The organism is Kribbella sp. NPDC004875 (genome assembly GCF_042873375.1).
GTDB lineage: Bacteria > Actinomycetota > Actinomycetes > Propionibacteriales > Kribbellaceae > Kribbella.
The window spans coordinates 47,498-68,474 of record NZ_JBIALI010000011.1; the positions used below are offsets into that span (position 1 = coordinate 47,498).

A 20,977-nucleotide genomic window follows, 5' to 3' on the forward strand; every position below is an offset into this window, starting at 1 on the left:
CGTCACACCGCCTGCAGGCCGGGGCGGCCGTCTTGGATGACGAACGACTTCACGGTCGCCGCGGCGGCGCCGTGCTCGGACACCTTCGCGACGTTGCGGAAGTCGGCCCGCATCTCGGTGGGGCTGACCGTCGCCCGGACGTAGCCGCGGCGGTTGTTGTAGAACTTCAGCCACGGGTTGGTGCCGACATCCGGAACGGTGGTCGAGCCGTCGCCGTCACCGCTCGAGGTGACCGAGCTGGTGACGAGCTCGGTGCCGATGGTCGCCGAGTTCGCGTTGTTGTAGTCGGCCTTGATGTCGTTGGCCCACGCGCGGTGCACGTCCCCGGTGAGTACGACGGGGTTGCGGACCGACCGGTCGACCCAGCCCTGCTGGATCCGGGCCCGCGAGGCGCGGTACCCGTCCCAGGAGTCCATGCTGGCGCCGGTCGAGTTGAACCGGCGGGCGAAGAACACCTGCTGGCCGATGATGTCCCAGGTCCCGAGGTGCTGGTTCAGTCCGTCCAGCAGCCAGGTCTCCTGCGGGTTGCCGGGCAGACTGCGGCTTGCCAGGTCGGCGTCCGAACAATCCTTCCAGCCGTCACCACAGGCCTGGTCGTCGCGGTACTGACGCGTGTCGAGCATGTGGAAGGTCGCCAGGCTCCCCCACCGCAGGCGCCGGTACAGCTGGATGCTGTTGCCGCTGTTCACCTGCGCGGGCCGCAGCGGCATGTTCTCGTAGTACGCCTGGTACGCCGCCGACCGCCGCGCGGTCCACTGCGCCGCGGTGAGCGCCGGGGTGTTGTTCTCCCGCACCGTGCCGGCGTAGTTGTTCTCCACCTCATGGTCGTCCGGTACGACGATCCACGGCGCGGCAGCGTGCGCGGCCTGCAGATCCGGGTCCGTCTTGTACTGCGCGTACCGGCGGCGGTAGTCCGCGATCGACACGATCTCGCTGCCGAGGTGCAGCCGTGGGCGGCCCGAGGTCGCGCCGTACTCGTAGATGTAGTCGCCCAGGTGCAGGATGACCCCCGGGTTCTCCTCGGCCATCCGGCGGTAGACGGTGAAATATCCCTCCTCGTAGTGCGAGCAGGAGGTGAAGGCCATCAGCAGGTCACGGCCGGCCGCGCCGACCGCCGGGGTGGTGCGGGTCCGGCCGACGGGCGAGATGTGGCCCTGGGCCCGGAACCGGTAGAAGTAGTCGGCGTCCGGGCTGAGACCGCCCGCGATCGCGTGCACCGAGTGCGCCGACGCGTACTGCGCGGTCACGGTGCCGGAGGAGACCAGCGTGCTGAACGTGTCGGTGGTCGACACCTGCCAGTCGACGGCGACGTCGGCGTTCGCCATGCCGCCCTGACCGTCGGCGTTGGTCGGCGATGGGGCCAGCCGGGTCCAGAGCACGACGCTGTTCGCGTCCGGCTCACCGGAGGCGATACCCAGCTGGAACGGGTACGGGACGGCGGCGGTGGCGGTGATCACGGACGACTGGGCGGCAGCCGGGAGGGCGCCGGCACCAGCCGCGGCGAGTCCGCCGAGAACGAGGGTCCTGCGACTGATTGGGCTCATGGGCCTCACCTTCACGGGTACTCAGGGCGGTAGGCCCCCGCTCCGGTCGAACTGCCGGTGACCATTGGGGAACCTTGAGTGTGTGTGGTGCTTGCTGCCCATGATTACGCAGAACCCGTAAGTTTCCTACAGGACAAGGATGAGCAAAACCGCGGCAGGAATCCCTTCCAGCAGGGCGTTGAACCAGAGTCGGCGCTCCGAAACGACCAGCACGACAGCCAGGAAGGTGTGCTGCGCGGCCGTGAACGTCACCAGCGCCTCGCCCTGCGGCACCTGATCGGTCGCAGCCAGTACGACGCCCGCGACCAGCGCGACCGCGGTCGTCAGGTTGTACCAGCCCACGTTCACGGTCCACAGCCGGATCGCGTCGAAGTCCCGCGGCTTGGTGAGGAACAGCGGGTAGAGCCGCGGGTTCCGGTACAACAGCGCCTCCATCACGAACACCACGACGAGCATCCCGGCGATCACCAGCGCCAGCACCTGCGCCGCCGTACTCATGTCGTCCCTGCCAGGAGGACGCCGTGCCGGCGGGAGAGCTCGCCCAGCGCGACGTAGTCGGTAGGGTCGGCGCCGGACAACTCGGCGAAGAACGCGCCCATCCGGCCAGTCTGGCTGATGGTCAGGAACTTCGCCGACGGCGTCAGCACCGAGAAGGTGTTGAGGGTGCCGGCCGGGATGCTGATCGACGACCCCGGACCGAGGTCGTAGCCCTGATCGCCTGCCTGCACGAGGATCCGGCCCTGCAGGACGTAGAACGCCTTGCTCCAGGACTCGCTGTGCAGCGGCGCCGCGGGACCGCGGGGCGCGTCGATCTCGAAGACCTCGTACTGTCCGTCGGTGTGGTCGGCGCCGATCTTCACGGTCACGGTCGCGTCCGGGGCGGCATACTCGGCGCCGTTGCCCGCGTTGCTGAGGTGAACTGATTCGGTCATACCGGCGACGGTAGGAAGCGTGCGGCGCGATCGACATCCCGCGCAACTGGGTCTCGAACGCGGCCGGAATCCCCACATTTCGGGGATAGGAGGCCGGGGTGCGGCGGCGCATACTGGCCTCATGTGGGAGGGCCGGGCGCTCACCGCGCGGCGGGACATCGCGGCGCTTGCGACATCGGGGATGGGGGTCGCGGCGCTGCATTCGGCCGCGATCGAAGTGGTCGAGCGGGTGATCGGGAGCGAGCTGACGTGCTGGGCCGGGATCGATCCGGCCACGTTGGTGATCAGCTCGATGACCAGCGGCGCCGCGCGGATCCCGGCGGAGTACGAGCCGCGACTGGCGGAAACGGAGTACGCCGGGACGGTGCCGAACTCCTTCGCGGAGCTGGCCCGTCGTGATCACCAGGTCGCGCGGCTCTCGGACCTGCCGCACCGGGACGTGGTCGGGCATCGTCGGTTGAACGAGGTGTGGCGGCCGCTCGGGATCGAGCACGAGGTGCGGACCACGTTCACGGTCGACGGGGACTGTTGGGGCGCGGCCGGGTTCGTGCGTGGCGGGCCGGACTTCAGCGACCGGGAGGTCGAGTTCCTGCAGTCCGTGGCGCCGGTGATCGGCGCGGCGACGCGGGTCGCGGTCCGGACGGATGCGCACGGGTACCGCGGCGGCGCGGGCCCGTCGATCGTCGTCACCGGACCGAGCGGCGAACCACGCGCGATCACGGCGGCCGCCCGGACCTGGCAGGACGAGCTGGACGAGATCGCACCCGGACGCTTCGGCGTGCTGCTGCGCGCGGTCGACACGGGCACCCGAGCGGCGACGTCCGGGACGTTCCAGGCGCGGGTACAGACCGCATCCGGCGGCTGGGTCGTCCTGCAGGGCAGCAGGTTGATCGGCGAAGGCGACACCGACGACCAAGTCGTGGTGACGATCGAGCCGGCGTCCGGCCGGCACCTGGTCGGGATGCTGCTCGCGGCGTACGGCCTGACCGTGCGGGAGCGCGAGATCTGCCTGGAGGTCATCTCGGGGCACACCACGAACGCGATCGCCGACCGGCTGTCGATCTCGCCGCACACGATCCAGGACCACCTGAAGTCCGCGTTCGCCAAGGTCGGCGTCCGCAGCCGCGGCGAGCTGGTCGCGACGCTCCGGCCGGACGACCTGACGCCGGCTCAGGCCGGAGTGAGCTGCTTGCGGTAGGTCCCTGGGGGTACGCCGAAGTCGCGCTTGAACGCCTTCGCGAACGCGAACTCCGACGTGTAGCCGATCTCCTTCGCCACCGTGGCGAGCGGCTGGTCGTGGTCGCGCAGCAGCCGCGCCGCGGTCGTCATCCGCCAGCGGGACAGGTACGTGAGCGGCGGCTCGCCCACCGCGTCCGTGAACCGGCGCGCGAAGGCCGCCCGGGACAACCCGACAGCCGCCGCCAGATCGGCCACAGTCCACGCGGCGCCCGGCCTCTCGTGGATGAGCTCCAGCGACTGCACCACCGCGGGATCGGTCAGCGCCCGCGCCCAGCCCCGCTCCGTCGGGCAGTCGTTGTCCTCGAACCAGGCCCGCAGAATCAGCACCAGCAACGCATCCACCAGCGCCGGCACGACGGCCGCCGCACCCGGCCGCTGCGCGTCGAGCTCCTCACCCAGGATGCTGATTGCCGTATGCAACGACCGGTGCTTCCCCGGGTTCGCCGGTACGACGACCACGTCGGGCAACCGGCTCAACACGGGATGCGGCCGCTCGCGGTCGAGGAGGTAGGTCCCGCACAGCAGCAACGAACGGGCGCCCTGACCTTGCGGCGGCTCCTCGACGGTTGGGTCGAAGGGCACCACCGGCGAGTCCGGGTGGTCGACGAGCGAATGGTCCAGGCCGCGCGGCAGCAGCACCGCGTCGCCCGGGCCGAGCGGGATCGGCTCACCGTCGAGCGGCAGCAACCACGCCGTACCCTGCAGGACGAGGTGGAAGGTGGCGCCGAACGAGTGCACGAAGCCGAGACCCCACGGGCCCCGGACGTCGGTGCGTCCGGAGGTGGCGGGGCCGGTCTTCATCGCGGTGACGACATCGGCAAGCACATCCATGCCTGTCATGATACGCGCATCCGTCAAGACGATGAGACATAAATGAGCGCTCCATAGACATACATCCGCTCACCACTCCGGTCTACTGTCGGTGACACAACGTCAATCACGAGGAGTACTGATGAGCATCGTCGTCACCGCCGCTACCGGACACCTGGGCACTCTCGTCGTCGACGAGCTGCTCCAGCGGGTCCCGGCCGACCAGGTCGTCGCGGTCGCGCGGAACGCCGAGAAGGCCGCCCCGCTCGCCGAGCGCGGCGTCGAGGTCCGGATCGCCGACTACAACGACGCGGACGCGCTGGGCAAGGCCTTCGGCGCCGGCGACACCGTCTTGCTGATCTCGGGTCTGGAGCCGAACCGGCTGGACCAGCACAAGGCCGTCGTCGCGGCCGCGCAGGACGCCGGCGTCGCCCGGATCGCCTACACCAGCGTTCTCGGCGGCCCGGAGGCCGACTTCGACCTGGCGGCCGATCACCGCGCGACCGAGCAGGCGATCCTCGACTCCGGACTGCCGTACACGTTCCTGCGCAACGGCTGGTACAACGAGGTCTACACCGACCAGATCGCCGTACAGCTGGCCAACGGGGTTCTCGGCAGCGCCGGTGACGGCCGGATCGCGTCGGCCGCGCGGCGGGACTACGCGGCCGCGGCGGCCGCGGTCCTGACCGGTGACGGGCACGAGCAGAAGGCGTACGAGCTGAACGGTGACACCGACTGGACGCTGACGGAGTACGCCGCCGAGCTGTCGAAGCAGTCCGGACAGAACGTTGCCTACAACAACCTCTCGCCCGCCGACCACGCGCAGGTCCTGGTCGGCGCCGGCTTCCCGGAGCCGGTGGCGCAGTTGTTCGTCGGGGTCGACAACGCGATCCAGCGCGGCCGCCTGGCCCGCCGCAGCGACGACCTCAGCAAGCTGATCGGCCGCCCCACCACGCCGATCGCCGAGGCCATCGCGACTGCCCTGAAGAACTAGAGCCAGCGGACCCGCTGCCGGAAGCGGTCGAGGAACTGGGCGTTCGCCTCGTCCCCGCCGGGTGCGTTGCCACTGCGCCACACCGGCGGGGAGATGCCCCGGGACAGCAACTCCTCCAGCGTCCGCAGCACGATCGTGTTCAGCGCGAACGCGTTCGCGAACGTCGAGACCGCCCCGGCCCGCTCCGGCAGCCCGTCGAACTCCAGCACCGCGTCGCCGATCGGCACCTTCGTGTCGACAGCGACGTCGACCACGTCGTGCAGGTTCGCACCCGACGGATGCCGGGCCGGGTGATCCGCGGCGGTCTGCTCCGCGTGCTGCCGGGAGCTCACACCGATGGTCCGTACGCCGGAGTCCCGCGCGGTCGACGCGGCATCGATCAGCGCCGCGTTGATCCCGTAGGCGTTGACGAGCACCAGTACGTCGCCCGTCCCCAGGCCGGCGTTGGCGATCACGATCCGCCCGTACCCCGGCGTACGCTCGACCGCCATCGAGCGGAGCGCGCCGTTGGACAGCAGCGTGCCCTCGTCGAGGATCGCGGAGACGTGCATCAAACCGCCGGCGCGGAAGAAGATCTCCTGCGCCGCGAGGTTCGAGTGACCGCCCGGTCCGTACACGTGGACCAGGCGGTCGGCGGCGATCTGGTCCGCGAGCACGCCCGCGGCGGTCGCGATCGAGTCCTGTTCCTCGGCCTCGATCCGCCCGAGCAGGCCTGTGATCGCGGTCAGGTAGGCGCTCATCAGGGCGCCGCGACGAGCCGGTTGCGCTGCTCTCCCAGGCCGTCCGCCCACACCCGCAGGACGTCGCCCTCGCGCAGGAACCGCGGCGGCTTCTGGCCCGCGCCGACGCCGGCCGGCGTACCGGTGCTGATCACGTCACCCGGGTAGAGCGTCATGAACTGCGAGACGTAGTGCACGAGGAAGGCGACGCCGAAGATCATCTCGGCAGTCGAGCTGTCCTGCATCGCCGTACCGTTCACGTCGAGGCCGAGCCTGAGCGCCTGCGGGTCGGGTACCGCGTCCGCGGTCAGGATCCACGGGCCGAGCGGGCAGAACGTCGCGGCGTTCTTGCCCTTGTCCCATTGACCACCGCCGCGCTCCAGCTGGAAATGCCGCTCGGACACGTCGTTCACCAGGACATAGCCGGCGACGTGCGCCATCGCGTCCGCCTCGTCGGTGAGGTACGCCGCGGTGCGCCCGATCACCACGCCGAGCTCGACCTCCCAGTCGGTCTTCTCGGCACCGCGCGGGATGACGATGTCGTCGTACGCACCGACCACCGTGTCGGGCGCCTTCATGAACAGGATCGGCTCGGCCGGCGCCTGCTGCCCGCCTTCGGCCGCATGGTCGGCGTAGTTCAGTCCGACACACACGATCTTCCCTGGGTCGAGCGGTGATGCCGGCCGGACGTCGGCGTAGTTCAAGGACAACCCCGTCGGCGTTCGCGAGCGCCACCTGTCCGCGTCGAACGGCTCCGACGGGCCCGAGAGCGGCAGCACGCCGCCGTCCTCGTTCAGCACGGCGTCGCGGAGTCCCTCCGGGGTATGGATCCGGAGCAGTTTCACTTGTTCCTCCAACCAGCGTTCTTGGCCCAGTTCAGATACGCGATACCCAATGCATGCGAGCCTTGCACCGGCACGAGTTGTACGGCGTCGTAGACACGCAACGATTGCTGATAGACCAGCACGTCCTGTTCGGCGTACGCACCCCAGCGTGCGCACTGCACCGCATTGGCCGGTACCGCGTCCCCGGTCCCGTCGACGCGGTACCAGACCTCGGTCGCCGACCGGACCAGGTTCTGCGTGAACGTCTTGGTGAACCGCTGGACGTCGGTCGCCGGCCCGCCGTCGATCCCCGCGTCGTACGCCGCATGCACGAACTCGGTGCTGATCGCCGCGTGGCTCAGGTCCTCGATCTGCTTCGACGCCGGGTACGACGGCGTGTACTCCGAGATCCCGGCGGTCTTCGGATAACCGGCGTACAACTCGCTGTACGGCGGCCAATAGGTCCACACGTACGCGTCCCCGACGGGCCGCAGCGCGGGCTCGTACGCCTTCAGCATCTGCAGCACGCGGGTCCGGTACTGCGGATTGCCGGTGACCCGGAACAGCTCGATCAGCACCTGGCCGATCGCCTGACTCTGGTTGTACGGCTGGATCGTCCCGTCGAACGGGATCGGTGCGCCCTTCGGCCAGACGAAGTCCCCGGTCCCGTCCGGTCGCGAGACCCACTCGTCGTCGTGGAACGCGACCGCCTCGGTGGCCGCGTCGAGCACCTCCCGCGCGAACTGCTGGCGCGTCCCCTTCCGGAGCTTCGCCGACTGCAGCACCATCCGCGCGTACCGCGCCATCGGGAACGCGACCATCCCGGTGTGAACGGCGAAAACGTAGTACTGCGGCTGGAAGGCGATCGTGCCGGCCTTCGCGGGTGCCGCGGCCGGTGCGTCCCGCAGATCGACCGCGGTCCAGCGCAGTCCCGCGTTGTAGGCGTTGTTCACCGCAGTGACGACGTACGACGGCGAGGCGGGATCAAGCGTCACGCCGGCCAGTGTCACGACGGTCGTGGTGGCCGGGTTCCGGAGTACGAGCGTGAAGGTGCCATCGGCAACATTCGAGACCTCGGCCGTCGACTCCGCGGACCGGGTGCCCGCCCAGCGCAACTGGACCGCAGGTTGTCCGGTGCCGTCGGGCAGCACGCCGTGGCCGGCCGTGTAGTTGCCGGCGGTGCGCCAGACCTTGCCGGAGCGGCCCTTGTAGTCGGTGACCTTGCGCGCGTGGTCGGTGGTCCTCATCAGGTGGTGGGCGCGGTCCTCGAACGTCTTGAGGTAGCGCTCGTCCTGGTAGGCCTCGTACATCCGCAGGAGGCTGAGCAGGAAGTACGACTCGCCCCAGGCATAGAGCCCGGCCTCGTTGTCCTGCGGGTTCGAGGCCAGGTACCCCGCCTGCGCGGCGTCGAAGGCGGCGGGTGAGTCGTAGACGAGTGGGTCGGCGGCGGCGGAGAGGGCTGGGAGACCGGTCCAGGCGGCGATCCCGCCGGCGGTGGTTCCGAGCAGGAGTGTGCGACGGCTGAGCTGCATCGATGCCTCACAAAGGTAGGGGCGGGGGGTCAGCCTTTGACGGCGCCACCCATGCTGTTGAGGATGCGTTTCTGCAGGAACAGGAAGACGACGACGACCGGCACCAGCGAGATCACCGTGCCGGCCGCGAGACCGCGGACGTCGGTGCCGGAGACGCCGCTCAGATAGGCGATCCCGAGGGCGATCGGGAATTTCGACTGGCTGGTCAGCACCACCAGCGGCCAGATGAAGCTGTTCCAGACCGAGACGAACCCGAGGATCGCCAGTACGGCCAGGGTCGGGGCGACGATCGGCACGCAGATCCGCCAGAAGATCGCGAACTCGTTCGCGCCGTCCACCCGGGCCGCCTCGATGATCTCGTCAGGGATCTGCGAGAACGCCTGGCGGAGCAGGAAGATCCCGAGCGAGGACAGGATCGCGGGCAGGATCACCGCCGCGAACGTGTCGGTCAGCCCGAGCTGGCTCATCACCAGGAACCGCGGGATCAGCATCAGCTCGCCGGGCAGGAACATGATCGACAGGAACAGCATGAAGAACACACCGCGGCCCCGGAACGCGATCCGGGCCAGCGGGTACGCCGTCAGCGCGGACACCACGAGGTACACCGGGATCGTGATGCCGACGTAGATGACCGAGTTCACCAGGAACCGCGCGTACGGGATCGTCGTCCACGCCTCGCGGAACCAGTCGGCGACCGGCGGTCGCGGGATCAGGTCCGGCGGGAAGCCGAACACGTCCTGGTTGGCCGGCTTGGTCGCGGCGCTGAGCAGGATCAGGAACGGCCCGATGAACAGCAGGGCGACCGCGACGAGGAGGACGTAGAGACCGATTCGGCGCAGGTGGATCCGCCGCGGACGGCGGTACAACCTTCGAGCCATCAGACATCCCTCCGCCGGGTCACCAACAGGTTGAAGCCGGCCAGGACGATCATGATCGCCCACAGCAGCAGGCCGACCGCGCTCGCGTAGCCCATGTCGTAGTCCTCGAAGGCCTTCGACCAGATGTAGTAGCCGAGGGTGAGGGTGGAGTCGAGCGGCCCGCCCCGGGTCAGCACGTAGACCGACTCGAACGCGCGCATCGCCTCGAGCATGCTGAGCACCAGCGTGACCGCGAACGTCGGCCGCAGCGACGGTACGACGACGTGCATCAGCCGCTGCCACCCGTTGGCACCGTCGATCGTCGCGGCCTCGATCTGGTCCGACGGGACGGCCTGCAGACCGGCGAGGTAGATCATCATGAACAGACCGGCGTTCTTCCACGCCTCCAGCAGCACCACCGTGGGCAGCGCCCAATGCCGGTCGAGCAGGAAGTCGGTCGGCCCGGCGCCGAACAGGCCGAGCAACCAGTTCACGACGCCCTCGCGGTTGAACACGTATCGCCAGGCGACCGCCACCGCGACCATCGACGTGATCACCGGGAGGTAGTAGAGCATCCGGAACGCCTGGATCGCCCGCAGCCTGAGGTTCACCAGCATCGCCAGGAACAGCGGCGCGATCACCGTCAGCGGCAGGAACATCAGCACGAACAGCAGCGAGTTCCGCAACGCGATCCAGACCCTCGGGTCGTGCGCCAGCCGGACGAAGTTGTCCAGCCCCGAGAACCGCACCGGATGCACGATGTCGTAGTCGGAGAACGCCAGCTGGATCGCGATCACCGCCGGCCAGGCGAACATCGCGGCGTAGAACAGCAGCCCGGGCAGCATGAACACGTACGGCGTGTACCAGTGCTGGCCGACCACGCGACCTTTGAGACCCGGCATGCTGCTCCTCGTGTCTGAAACCCAGATTTCAGATCCAAGCTGACGGGAACCGTAACGCAGATCGGATCACTCCGGAAGCGGTAATTACGGAAAATTTCGGCGCTTTGTCCGTTGACTCGTGCTTCTCGATGGCGAACACTCTGATGTCTGTAAGCCAGGTTTAGGACATTCCGTTCCGAGGAGCCGACGATGGCCCGTCCCCTGCACAGACTCCGCATCACCACCGTGGTCGCCACGCTCGTCCTCGCCCTCGCGGGCTGTGTCTCCGGCAGCCCGGCCGGCGGCGACGCCGAACAGCAGTCCAGCGACGCCTACTCGGGTGACGTCGAGTGGTGGACGATCAACCTGCAGAAGAACTACGGGCCGGACATCCAGAAGTGGATCGACGCCTACCAGAAGGAACACCCGAAGGTTCACATCAACTGGGTCGACGTCCCGGGTGCGGACATCACCACCAAACTGCTGGCGGCGCTGGCCAGCGGGAAGGTGCCGGACGTCGTCAACTTCACCTCGGCGACGACCGGCCTGTTCGCCGGGTCGATGGCGGACCTGAACTCGCTGTTCAGCCAGCAGGACGTCGCCGCCTACCTACCCAACCTTGCCGAGCCGATGGTTGTCGACGGCAAGCGGATCGCGATCCCCTGGTACAACGGCGGGACGTCGCTGTCGTTCTACAACAAGGATCTGCTGGCCAAGGCCGGCTTCGATCCGGCGAAGCCGCCGAAGACGTACGACGACGCGCTCGCGCTGGCGAAGAAGTACCACGACGCCACCGGCAAGTCGGCGACGAACTTCATGTCGTACTCGAGTGTCGTCCAGGCCGACGGTGTCGCGCTGTTGTCCGAGGACGGCAAGAAGGCCGCGTTCAACACCCCGCAGACGCTTGCGCTGCTGGAGAAGTTCAAGCCGCTGTTCACCTCGGGCGCGATCGCTCCCGGCGCGCTCAGCGAGAACCCGCGCGACCTGCCGCAGTCGCTGGAGAACAAGCTGATCGCGTTCAACCCGGCCGCCGTGTCCAGCTCGCTGCTGAACGTGCAGAAGAACGCGCCCGCGGTGTACTCGTCGATCGTGGTCGGTCCGCCGGCACTCGGTGCCGACGGCAAGTTCTACATGCCCGGCCAGCAGGTGATGGGCATCCCGGCGAAGTCCGACAACCAGGCCGCGGCGGCCGCCTGGCTCAAGTACGTCGCCGCGCCCGAACAGCAGCTCGCACTCTGCAAGCTGGTCCCGATCTACCCGTCGTCGGTGAAGGCGCTCGAAGACCCGTTCTTCACCGACATCACCGGGAACACGCCCGCCGACCAGGCCCGCAAGATCCTGGTCGACACCTTCAAGCAGAGCGTGGACGCGTCGATGGGCTCCGGGAACGACGAGCAGCTCCGGCAGCTGTTCGACGACCAGGTCCGCGCGTTCATGTCCGGCACGAAGTCCGCGAAGCAGGCACTGGACGACGCCGAGAAGGCGTGGAACGACACTCTGGCGAAGGGCAAATGACGTGACGGACGTGTTGCGGATCGGGATTGTGGGGGCCGGGATCATGGGGCGTGGCAACGCGTTCTCGATGTCCGGCCGGGCCGACGCCGAGATCACCGCGGTGACCAGCAGGTCGGCGGCGTCGGCCGGGCAACTGGCCGACGAGATCGCCGGCCGCGGCGCACCACGCCCCACGCTCCGTCCCGATCTGGCGGCGCTGCTGTCCGACGACACGGTGGACGCCGTCGTCCTCACCACCCCGGACGACGTCCACGGCGAGATGATGGTGCTCGCCGCCGAGGCAGGCAAGCACATCCTGGTGGAGAAGCCGATGACCACATCGGTCGCCGAGGCGGACGCGGCGGTGCAGGCGATCCGTGAGCACGGAGTGGTCGCGATGTGCCTGTTCAACCACCGCTGGGTGCCGGCGTACGCCCAGGCCCACGAGCTGCTCGCGGACCTCGGTGACGCCGCGGTCGCGTACGCCCGCAAGGACGACACGATCTTCGTACCCACCGAGATGCTGTCCTGGGCCGACCGCACGACCTGCGCCTGGTTCCTGTCCAGCCACGACATCGACCTGGTCTCCTGGCTGCTCCGCGACCAGGTACGCCGGGTCTACGCGACCGCCCGCTGGGGAAAGCTCCGGTCGCTCGGCATCGACACCCCGGACGCGATCCAGATCCAGGCGGAGTACTCGCGCGGCGCGGTGGCGACCTTCGAATCAGCGTGGATCTACCCGAACACGTTCCCGACCACCGTCGACTCCTACGTGTCGGTCGTCGCCGACAACGGTGTCGTCCAGCTGGATCGCCAGAAGGAGAGCGTCGTACTGGCGAAGCCGGACGGGTACAGCTACCCGCGGAACATGCTCCAGCGGGTCATGCACGGCATCCCGTCCGGTGCGTACGCCGACGCGATCGCGCACTGGGTGGACTGCAGCCGGACCGGGCGGCAGCCGCTGATCACGATCGAGAGCAGCCGCAACGTCACCGCCGTACTGGAGGCCGCGCACCGGTCGATCGAGACGCGGCAGCCGGTCGACGTCTCGATGCTCGCCGATCCTGGGCTGGCATGAACGAACGGAGTGAGTTCATCACAAAGGACAGCGTGCATCGTGTCTCATCCGCGCCCGGAGCGAAGCGAGGACGTGGATGAGCAAGGGGCCTGAGAAGCCGCGGCACATCGACGGGCGGATCAACCGGATCGGGACGGACGACCTGATCAAGGCGTTCGGATCACCGGCCACCGATCTCGCCGGCCTCCGGGCCTTCGTGGCCGGTGAGCTGCGGCGTCCCGCGTGGCCGTTGCCCGAGTGGGTCGACGCGATCCGGTCCACGCCGGCCGCGGACGCCGTACTGGCTGCTGCTGCTCCGCTCCTCGAGGGTGTCGAGGTCACCGGGCTGGGACGTGGACGCTCGCAGCTGTACGGGTTCCACTACCTCGGATGGCTGGTGCCCGGGGTCCACGCCTGGCTGCTGACCGGTGACGAACGGTATCTGCAAGCCTTCGAACGGCACTTGGACGACTGGGTCGAGCACCGCGACTCGGTGACCGGTGAATGGCCGGGCCTCGACGCCATCTGGTATTCGCTCGGGACGTGGGCGCGCTGTCGCAGCCTGCTGCCGACACTCGAGGTCCTGACCACGTCCCCGCTGTCGGACTGCGTCTGGGGCCGACTGGTCGCGACCCTGGTCGGCGGTGCACGCTGGGCGTACGACGAGCATGACGTCTTCCGGCACGGGAACTGGCAGCTCGTGTGCGCGACCGAACTGCTGCAGCTCAGCGCCGTACTGCCGTCACTCGTGGAGTCGGCGGCGTGGGCCGAGCGGGCACGGCAGCGGATCGAGGAGCACCTGGTGCTGGACATCTACCCCGATGGTGGGCACTACGAGCGGTCGCCCGGTTACCACCGGATGGTACTCACCGCGCTGCAGACCGCGGCGCGGATCGATCCTGCGGTGGCAGGGCATCCACGGTTCGCAGCCATGCACCACTGGATGGTCGAGCTGGTGTCGTCGGGCGGGTGGCTGCCGCACCTGCAGGACAGCGGGATCGAATGGCCGGCGGCTTCGTTGGTACGTGGGAGCTACCTTTTGGACGATCCGGCGCTCGCGGGGTTTGCCGCGCAGTGGCTGTCGCCCGAGGAGTTCGCCGTCGAGGCGGCCTCGTTCCCCGTGCGGGACACCACCGGCACACCCAGCATTCAGTTGCCCCGCGCAACGGTCCTGCCGGAGTCCGGGTACACGATCCTGCGCAGCGACGAGCTGCGCGCGGTGATCAACCACGGGCCGCACATCGAGCACGAACTGGAGTCGCACTCGCACCGCGCAGTACTCGATCTCGTGCTGGACGGATGGCAGCAGCCCTTGCTGTGGGAGGCGGGTGGGCCGCCGAGCTATGACGATCCGGAGTACCTGACGTGGTTCCAGTCGGGGCGGGGGCACAACACAGTGCTCATCGACGGTCGCGAACTGTCGACCGATCGTGGGGTCGCGGTTGATCCCCTGGTCGACACGGGCGTGGTCGCGGTGTTCTCCGGTCGGCATCACGGGAACGGCGTACCGCAGGCACGCACGATCGCGATGGTGCGCGAGGAGCCGGCGTACGTCGTGGTGACGGACGAGGCCACGGGGCCGCACACGTTCCGTTCGTTCTGGCATGCGGTGCATCCGTGGCGTGAGGTCGGGCCGTCGACGTACGACGCCTCGGCCGATGACGGACCGGGATTGCTGCTGATCGAGGTCGGCGGACCGGCGAATGTCGAGCGCGGCGAAGGCGTCGCGCGACGACCGTTCCCGGATCGCAAGGCCGCCGAGTACGGACCGCTGTACACGCTGTCCTTCGGGCGATCGAGAGGTGACTTCCGCACCGTCTTGATGCCGCACGCCGGCGGCCGACCGGACCAGGTCTCGGTCGACCACCTCGGCGGTGAACTGGTGGTCGCGATCGGCGAGACGGTCGACCGGGTCGGCGAGTCCACGTGGACGCGGACCGTCGACGGGAAGTTGTCGTGGGCAACTGGTTGGAAGGTGACCGAGCTGCCGGAGCTACTCCGCGCCACGGACGAGGTCGACGTACTCGTGGCGGTGTCCGACGGTGCGATGCGGTTCGAGATCACCTGCGCGGGGCGTTGCGGGCTGTGGGTTCGCGCAGCCGACGAGATTCGCCTGAACGACATGGCGATCGACGCTGCGCACGAGGAAGGCTGGACCCACCTGACGCTCCCGTACGCCGGGTCCTGGACCGTTGCCGGGATTCGGCATGAGTGACGACGTGACGAGCGGCTGGTTCGACGCGCGGATCGTCACCGGCGCGCACCCTGCCTCACTGCTGCCGCCCACGGATCGTGACGCGATCGCCGCGCACCTGGACCGGCATGCGATGTCGGGCGCCCTGGTGAGCGCGATGGCGTCCTGGTTGCACGACCCGATCGGCGGCAACGCGGAGGCGTCCGCGGTCGCGCACAGTCTCGCCGACCGCGGCGTCCTCCCCTGCTGGACCGCGGTTCCCATGACACCCGGCGAACTCGACTCGCTCACGGCGCTGGTGGATCGTGCGGTGGACGACGGCGTCGCCGCCTTCCGCATCCACCCCTTGTCGCACGGCTACTCCCCCGCGCTCCTCGAGGAGTTGTACGGCGCCCTGGAGATCCACCACCTGCCGCTGTGTGTCGACGCCGCCGAGATCACCTGGCCCGAACTGACCGCGATCGCGACCCGCTTCCCAGAGCTCCCGCTGGTCGTGTCGAACCTCGGCTACCGCAAGCTGCGCGAGCTCTGGGCCGCGCTGTCCGGGCACGCCAACATCCACGTCGACCTCGTCGACTTCGCCGCGCACCAAGGCGTCGAGTGGCTGGCCGCCCATGACCTCGCCGACCGGCTGCTGTTCGCGACCGGACTCGGGGTGCGCGACCCCGGTGAGAGTGTCGTCCGGCTGGCGTGGTCCGGACTCGACGACGCGACGGTCCGACTGGTCGGTTCCGGGAATGCCGGTCGGCTGTTCCGCGTCCGGCGTACCGCTGGAGGCCGGTCGTGATCGGGCGGCGACCGGGCCGTGGGATCGTCGACGTGCACGCGCACCTCGGCCCGTACTCGCTGTTCTACATCCCCGAGCCGGACGCCGCGACGATGGTCGCGGTGATGGACCGGACCGGGACCGAGGTCACGGTGCTCGCGGCGAACCGGGCGATCCAGCAGGACGCGCACCTGGGCAACTCGCAGTCGCTCGCCGCCGTCGACGCGCATCCCGGCCGGATCGCGGCGTACGCGGTGATCAACCCGTGGCAGGACCCGGAGCGGGAGCTCGACCGGCTCGCGGCCGACGAACGGTTCGTCGGGATCAAGGTGCACCCGAGCCTGCACCGCTACCCGGTCACCGGCGCGCGGTACGCCGGCGTGTGGGAGTTCGCCGCGTCGACGGGTTGTCCGGTGCTGAGCCACTCCGAGCACCACTCGCCGTACGACTCCCCGGTGCTGTTCGAGACGGTCGCGGAGCGCTTTCCCGGTGCGCCGGTGATCCTCGGGCATGCCGGGATCACCCCGGCCGGGGTCGACGAGGCGATCGCGGCCGCGGGCCGGTACGGGTCACTCTGGTTGGAGGTGTGCGGCTCACAGATGACCGGGCCGCTGATCCGGTCGATGGTGGACCAGGTGGGCAGCGACCGTGTGCTGTTCGGCTCGGACTTCCCGTTCATCGATCAGCGGATGTCGCTCGGCCGGGTGGTGTGTGCACCACTGACCGAGAGCCAACGCCAAGATGTTCTCAGCGGGAACGCCCGCAAGCTGTTCCGGTGGCGGCCGCTGCCGGGGGAACCAGAGGTTGGCGATGAGTGACGAGACGCAGCAAACGGAGCCGGTGTCCGGCGAGCGCTTGCCGTCGGTGACGGTCGGTCTGTTCGGACCGCGCCGGCTGGTCAAGACGATGGCGGAGGTCGGGCAGGAGGTCGCCGACCGGTCGGTGCCCGGGGTCCGGTTCCTGACCGGCGGGTACGACGACCAGGCCGACGCCGAGGAGCGGTACCTGCGGCTGCGGGACCGGATCGACTCGGCCGTGTTCCCCGGCCCGTGGGCGTTCGACCTGGCGACGACCGGCCACTGGCTCACCGTTCCCTCCACGCACCTCCCGTTGACCGGCGCGGCGTTGTACGCCGCCCTGCTGCGCGCCTCGCTGACGATCCCCGGCGTGGACCTGAGCCGGGTCAGCATCGACTCGCTGTCGCTCGCGGACGTCGCTGAGGCGTACAGCGAGATCGGCCTGCGAACCGCCGAGGTGTACGACGTCCCGTACGACGGGCCCGAGTCGGTGGCCCGGTTCGCCGCGTTCCACCGGGAGAAGTTCGAGCGGCAGCACACGACGGTGGCGTTGACCACGATCCTTTCGGTGGAGCGTGAGCTGCTCGCGGACGGCGTACCCGTCCTGCGGATCGCGCCGACCCGGTCGAGTGTGCGGGACGCGCTGGAGACCGCGGTGCTGCTGGGTCAGGGCACGCGGATGGGTGCGCATCAGTTGGCGATGATCGCCGTACAGGTCATTCCGACCGGTGGATCGCGGGCGGAGTCGGGTGACTACTGGCAGCAGGAGCTGGCGTTGCTCACCCACCAGAAGCTGCTGTCGGAGGCACGCCAGGTCGGCGCGTCGGTGAGCCGCCGGTCCGACACGTTGTTCCTGGTGACGACGACGTACGGCGCTCTGGTGCGGCTGACCGACCAGTTCTCGGTTGCACCGTTCCTTGGTGCACTGACCGCGCAACTCGGCGTACCCGTCGCTGTAGGTGCGGGAACGGGGCAGACTGCGCGCGCAGCCGAGGCAAACGCGCTGATGGCTGTCGAGGACTCGGTGGCCGCCGGCGGGAAGGTCGCCGTGTACCTGGACGGTGGCGGCGACCGTCTGGACCTCGAGCCGGGGCCGGCGACGACGGACTCCACTCCGGTCGACAGCGCGCCGCAGATCGACCAGCGGGCGCTCGAGATCGTCACCTCGATCGCGTCGGCCATGAGCTCCACCACCGGCCAGCAGGTGGTCGTCGACGTCGAGGGCGTCGCGGCCATCATGCAGGTCACCCAACGGACCGGTCGCCGCATGCTGAAGGAACTGGTGGAGGCAGGTCTCGCCTGGCCGTTGCCCCCGGCCCGCTCCACCGCCGGTGGCCGTCCGCGTCAGCAGTTCCGCTTACTCACCGAGAAGCTCGACTGACCGTCTTGGAGGACATTGTGCAGACGAGGGTCCACGACCACGCCGACCGCCTGTACGCGCGAGCCAAGCAGGTGATCGCCGGTGGGGTCTCCAGCGACGCACGGCGCGCGGACCGGCCGCTGTTCGTCGACCACGCCCGCGGTGCGGAGCTGTGGGACGTCGACGGCAACCGATACCTCGACTACGTGCTCGGCCAGGGCCCCAACCTGCTCGGTCATGCCGCTCCACTCGTCGCCGACGCAGTATCGGCACAGGTACGTCGTGGCGTCGCGTACGCGGCCCAGCACGAGCTGGAGGCACAGGTGGCGGAACGCCTGTGCCGCATGATCCCCGCCGCGGAACTGGTGCGCTTCAACAGCGTCGGCTCGGAGGCCGTGCACGGCGCGATCAGGCTGGCTCGCGGACACACCGGGCGGCCAAAGATCGTGAAGTTCGAAGGCAATTACCACGGCTGGCTGGACCCGGTGCTGTACAGCGTGCACCCCGATCTCGCGCTGGCCGGCGACGCCCGCCACCCGACCGCGGTCGGCGGTACGGCGGGCCAGCCGCGCCACGACGCCGACGACCTGATCGTGCTGCCCTACAACGATCTTCCGGCCGTCACCGCGGTGCTGGAGCACTGCGGCGACGAGATCGCCGCGGTGATTCTCGAACCGCTGCTCTGCAACACCGGCTGCATCACGCCGCAGCCCGGTTACCTCGAGGGGCTGCGCGAGCTCACCGCGCGGTACGGGTCGCTGCTGATCTTCGACGAGATCATCACTGGCTTCCGGGTCGCCCCGGGTGGCGCCGGCGAGCTGCTCGGCGTCGTACCGGACCTGGCCGCCTTTGGGAAGGCGATGGCCGGCGGGATGCAGGTGTCCGCGCTGGTCGGCTCGCGGGCGGTGATGGACACGATCGCGGACGGGAAGGTCGCGCACGCGGGGACGTTCAACTCGCACCCGGTCGCGATGGCCGCCGCGGACGCCGTACTGACGCATCTCGACGAGCACCGCGACGCGGTCTATCCGCCGCTGACCGCGGCAGGCCAACGGTTGATGGCCGGCCTGCGCGCGGCCGCTGCGCGGCACGGGGTGCCGCTGCTCGTCGACGGACCTGGTCCGGTGTTCCAGACGTACATCACCGACCAGGACGCGGTGACGGACTACCGGTCGTTCGCCGCCTGCGACCGGGCCGCGATGGCTCGGTTCCACGCCGGGTTGTTCGCTGCCGGGATCAACATCGTCCCGCGTGGATTGTGGTTCCTGTCCACCGAGCACACCGCGGACCAGGTCGACGAGACTATTGCGGCAGCAGATTCAGTGCTTTCTTCCCTGTAGGGAGCGGGTCGAACGGCTTGCGGTCCTGCGTGCAGGTCGCTCCATCGGCCGGTGCCTTCAGCTCGGTCAGGTAGTCCGTGGTCATCCGGTCGGCACACGCGCTCTGCCCGATCGTCGTGTGCCCCCAACCCTCGACCGTGACCATCCGCGCATCCGGGTACAGGTTCGCGTACGGACGGGTGAACTCGTACGGCGTGGCCGGGTCGTGCCGGGTACCGAAGACCAGGACGGGCTGCTGTACGTCGTTCTTCCACGGCCCGCGGAACGCGTCGGTGTCGCGGATCCCGAGGAACTCGCACTGGATGCCGACCCAGGTGCGGTACGCGCCGAAGTGCGGCGCTCGCTTGTCCGCGGCCGCGGCGTACGCCGGGTAGGCCAACGGGCGACCGGACTGCTTCGCCTCGACACACGGCTGCAGCGCGCTGCCGATCGACGTCGTGTAGTCCTCCTTACGGTTGTTCCACTCGATCACCGTCTTCGGCGCCCTGGCCGCTGCCTTGGCCTTGTTCGTGCCCGCGAGTTGCGCCCACATGTCCGCGAGGGCGGGGTAGCCGTGCGGGTCGTAGAGGCTCTGGAACGTGATCGCGACCGCGACGGCGTACGTCACCTTCACCGTGGAGCCGTCCGGCAGCGGGACGTCTACCGGCTGCGTCTTCAGCCGCGCCAGCGTGTTCTCCACGACGGTCTTCGGGTCGCCGAGCTTGTTCAGCACACAGTCCGCACCGGCCTTCTTGCACTCGGCAAGGAACTGTTCGTACGTGTCCGACGCGCCCTCGCCCTGCTTCAACCGGACACCGAGCGGATCCTTGTCGCCGTTCGAGCCGGAGTACGCCTCTGGGCTCAGCGTGCCGTCCAGGACGAGCGCCCGTACCTTGTCCGGGAAGAGCTTGGCGTACGTCGCCCCGAGGTACGTGCCGTAGGAGTAGCCGACGTACGTGAGCTTGTCGTCGCCGACCGCCTGGCGCAGCAGGTCCATGTCCCGGGCGACGTTCGCGGTCGAGTAGTGCGCGAGCCGGTCCGGTGACGTGGTCTGGCAACTGACGGCGACCTTCGCGGCGTCGATCACGAACTGGCGGTTCTCCTTCGCCGTCACCGGGAACGGCGGGACGTTCGCCAGCGACTTCGACTCGTCGGCCGCGGTCGGGTAACACGTCGTCGGGTCGGAGCCGCCCACACCCCGCGGGTCGAAGCCGAGGATGTCGAACCTCGCCCGGAGCTCGGGCGTGTAGATCGCCTGCGCGGCCGCCTGGACGAAATCGACGCCGGAACCACCCGGACCACCGGGGTTCGTGAACAGCGTGCCGACCTTGTGCGCCGGGTCGCTCGCCGGCAACCGGGTCAGCGCGATCGTCGTCGTCGGGTCGTGCGGGCGGTCGTAGTCGGCCGGGACCTCGACACTCGCGCACTGGAACGGCTTCAGCTTGGGGTCGGTGCCACAACTCCCCCATGCGATCTTCGGTACGTCGGTTCTTGCCTGCGCAACGGCGGAAGTCATCGGCGTGAGCAGCACCAGGGCCACGCCGGCGACAGACAGTCTTCGAAGGATTCTTCTGGGCGTCATGTCACCGACGGTAGGCGGGTGACTTCTCCGGTCGCGTCCACCACGAGAAGGAGGCCGGGACCCCGCCTCGCGGCGG

General features: G+C 69.1%; 19 protein-coding genes. 9 read left to right on the plus strand and 10 right to left on the minus strand.

Translation table 11 applies throughout. The features are described from left to right. Positions 1-2 precede the first annotated feature (2 nt). The 3 genes from ACFYRH_RS39975 to ACFYRH_RS39985 form a co-directional block, all read right to left on the minus strand. Positions 3-1,544, minus strand: coding sequence for an alkaline phosphatase D family protein (locus tag ACFYRH_RS39975; RefSeq protein ID WP_387785983.1), 1,542 nt, complete (start codon positions 1,542-1,544; stop codon positions 3-5). Positions 1,545-1,670: 126 nt separating this feature from the next. Then, complete coding sequence (locus ACFYRH_RS39980) at positions 1,671-2,042, minus strand: DUF1304 family protein (RefSeq protein WP_387785985.1); 372 nt, start codon at positions 2,040-2,042, stop codon at positions 1,671-1,673. Continuing rightward, on the minus strand, positions 2,039-2,476 hold the full coding sequence (locus ACFYRH_RS39985) for a cupin domain-containing protein (protein ID WP_387785988.1): 438 nt from the start codon (positions 2,474-2,476) through the stop codon (positions 2,039-2,041). The genes ACFYRH_RS39980 and ACFYRH_RS39985 overlap by 4 nt, the downstream gene beginning before the upstream one ends. A 121-nt stretch (positions 2,477-2,597) precedes the next feature. On the opposite strand from ACFYRH_RS39985, the gene ACFYRH_RS39990 reads away from it, so the two are divergent. Continuing rightward, positions 2,598-3,674: a LuxR C-terminal-related transcriptional regulator gene (locus ACFYRH_RS39990; protein WP_387785990.1), complete on the plus strand. Its 1,077-nt coding sequence runs from the start codon at positions 2,598-2,600 to the stop codon at positions 3,672-3,674. Here ACFYRH_RS39990 and ACFYRH_RS39995 read toward each other — a convergent pair. Next, a complete protein-coding gene (locus ACFYRH_RS39995) occupies positions 3,647-4,546 on the minus strand; it encodes an AraC family transcriptional regulator (RefSeq protein WP_387785993.1) in 900 nt (299 codons plus the stop codon). The genes ACFYRH_RS39990 and ACFYRH_RS39995 overlap by 28 nt on opposite strands. Positions 4,547-4,667: 121 nt before the next feature. Here ACFYRH_RS39995 and ACFYRH_RS40000 point away from each other — a divergent pair, with 121 nt between their 5' ends. Beyond that, positions 4,668-5,519, plus strand: a complete 852-nt coding sequence (locus tag ACFYRH_RS40000) for an SDR family oxidoreductase (protein WP_387785995.1) — start codon at positions 4,668-4,670, stop codon at positions 5,517-5,519. On the opposite strand, the gene ACFYRH_RS40005 is transcribed toward ACFYRH_RS40000, so the two are convergent. The 5 genes from ACFYRH_RS40005 to ACFYRH_RS40025 are packed head-to-tail and all read right to left on the minus strand — an operon-like array spanning position 5,516 to position 10,353. Continuing rightward, the gene (locus ACFYRH_RS40005) at positions 5,516-6,259 is read right to left on the minus strand and encodes a sugar isomerase domain-containing protein (RefSeq protein ID WP_387785997.1); all 744 of its coding nucleotides are present in this window, start codon (positions 6,257-6,259) and stop codon (positions 5,516-5,518) included. The genes ACFYRH_RS40000 and ACFYRH_RS40005 overlap by 4 nt on opposite strands. Then, the gene (locus tag ACFYRH_RS40010; protein ID WP_387786000.1) at positions 6,259-7,083 is read right to left on the minus strand and encodes a fumarylacetoacetate hydrolase family protein; all 825 of its coding nucleotides are present in this window, start codon (positions 7,081-7,083) and stop codon (positions 6,259-6,261) included. The genes ACFYRH_RS40005 and ACFYRH_RS40010 overlap by 1 nt, the downstream gene beginning before the upstream one ends. Continuing rightward, a complete protein-coding gene (locus ACFYRH_RS40015; RefSeq protein WP_387786002.1) occupies positions 7,080-8,594 on the minus strand; it encodes a hypothetical protein in 1,515 nt (504 codons plus the stop codon). Before ACFYRH_RS40015 ends, ACFYRH_RS40010 begins: the two co-directional genes overlap by 4 nt. A gap of 29 nt (positions 8,595-8,623) precedes the next feature. Beyond that, complete coding sequence (locus ACFYRH_RS40020) at positions 8,624-9,472, minus strand: carbohydrate ABC transporter permease (RefSeq protein ID WP_387786005.1); 849 nt, start codon at positions 9,470-9,472, stop codon at positions 8,624-8,626. Continuing rightward, positions 9,472-10,353 (minus strand): carbohydrate ABC transporter permease, encoded by an 882-nt coding sequence (locus ACFYRH_RS40025; RefSeq protein WP_387786006.1) that lies wholly within the window; start codon positions 10,351-10,353, stop codon positions 9,472-9,474. The genes ACFYRH_RS40020 and ACFYRH_RS40025 overlap by 1 nt, the downstream gene beginning before the upstream one ends. Before the next feature lie 189 nt (positions 10,354-10,542). On the opposite strand from ACFYRH_RS40025, the gene ACFYRH_RS40030 reads away from it, so the two are divergent. The 7 genes from ACFYRH_RS40030 (at position 10,543) to ACFYRH_RS40060 (ending at position 19,340) form a co-directional block, all read left to right on the plus strand. Beyond that, entirely contained in the window at positions 10,543-11,847 is a 1,305-nt protein-coding gene (locus ACFYRH_RS40030) for an ABC transporter substrate-binding protein (RefSeq protein WP_387786008.1), read from the plus strand. Between the two features lies 1 nt (position 11,848). Continuing rightward, positions 11,849-12,904, plus strand: coding sequence for a Gfo/Idh/MocA family protein (locus ACFYRH_RS40035; RefSeq protein ID WP_387786011.1), 1,056 nt, complete (start codon positions 11,849-11,851; stop codon positions 12,902-12,904). Positions 12,905-12,980: 76 nt separating this feature from the next. Then, positions 12,981-15,098: a heparinase II/III family protein gene (locus ACFYRH_RS40040; protein WP_387786013.1), complete on the plus strand. Its 2,118-nt coding sequence runs from the start codon at positions 12,981-12,983 to the stop codon at positions 15,096-15,098. Next, complete coding sequence (locus ACFYRH_RS40045; RefSeq protein WP_387786015.1) at positions 15,091-15,864, plus strand: amidohydrolase family protein; 774 nt, start codon at positions 15,091-15,093, stop codon at positions 15,862-15,864. Before ACFYRH_RS40040 ends, ACFYRH_RS40045 begins: the two co-directional genes overlap by 8 nt. Then, positions 15,861-16,661, plus strand: coding sequence for an amidohydrolase family protein (locus ACFYRH_RS40050; protein WP_387786018.1), 801 nt, complete (start codon positions 15,861-15,863; stop codon positions 16,659-16,661). Before ACFYRH_RS40045 ends, ACFYRH_RS40050 begins: the two co-directional genes overlap by 4 nt. Continuing rightward, the gene (locus ACFYRH_RS40055) at positions 16,654-18,021 is read left to right on the plus strand and encodes a hypothetical protein (RefSeq protein ID WP_387786020.1); all 1,368 of its coding nucleotides are present in this window, start codon (positions 16,654-16,656) and stop codon (positions 18,019-18,021) included. The genes ACFYRH_RS40050 and ACFYRH_RS40055 overlap by 8 nt, the downstream gene beginning before the upstream one ends. 17 nt (positions 18,022-18,038) lie before the next feature. Continuing rightward, positions 18,039-19,340, plus strand: a complete 1,302-nt coding sequence (locus ACFYRH_RS40060) for an aspartate aminotransferase family protein (RefSeq protein ID WP_387786021.1) — start codon at positions 18,039-18,041, stop codon at positions 19,338-19,340. Here the strand turns inward: ACFYRH_RS40060 and ACFYRH_RS40065 are convergent. Continuing rightward, positions 19,303-20,901, minus strand: a complete 1,599-nt coding sequence (locus ACFYRH_RS40065; RefSeq protein ID WP_387786023.1) for an alpha/beta hydrolase — start codon at positions 20,899-20,901, stop codon at positions 19,303-19,305. The two genes, ACFYRH_RS40060 and ACFYRH_RS40065, sit on opposite strands and share 38 nt — an antisense overlap. Positions 20,902-20,977: the final 76 nt, after the last annotated feature.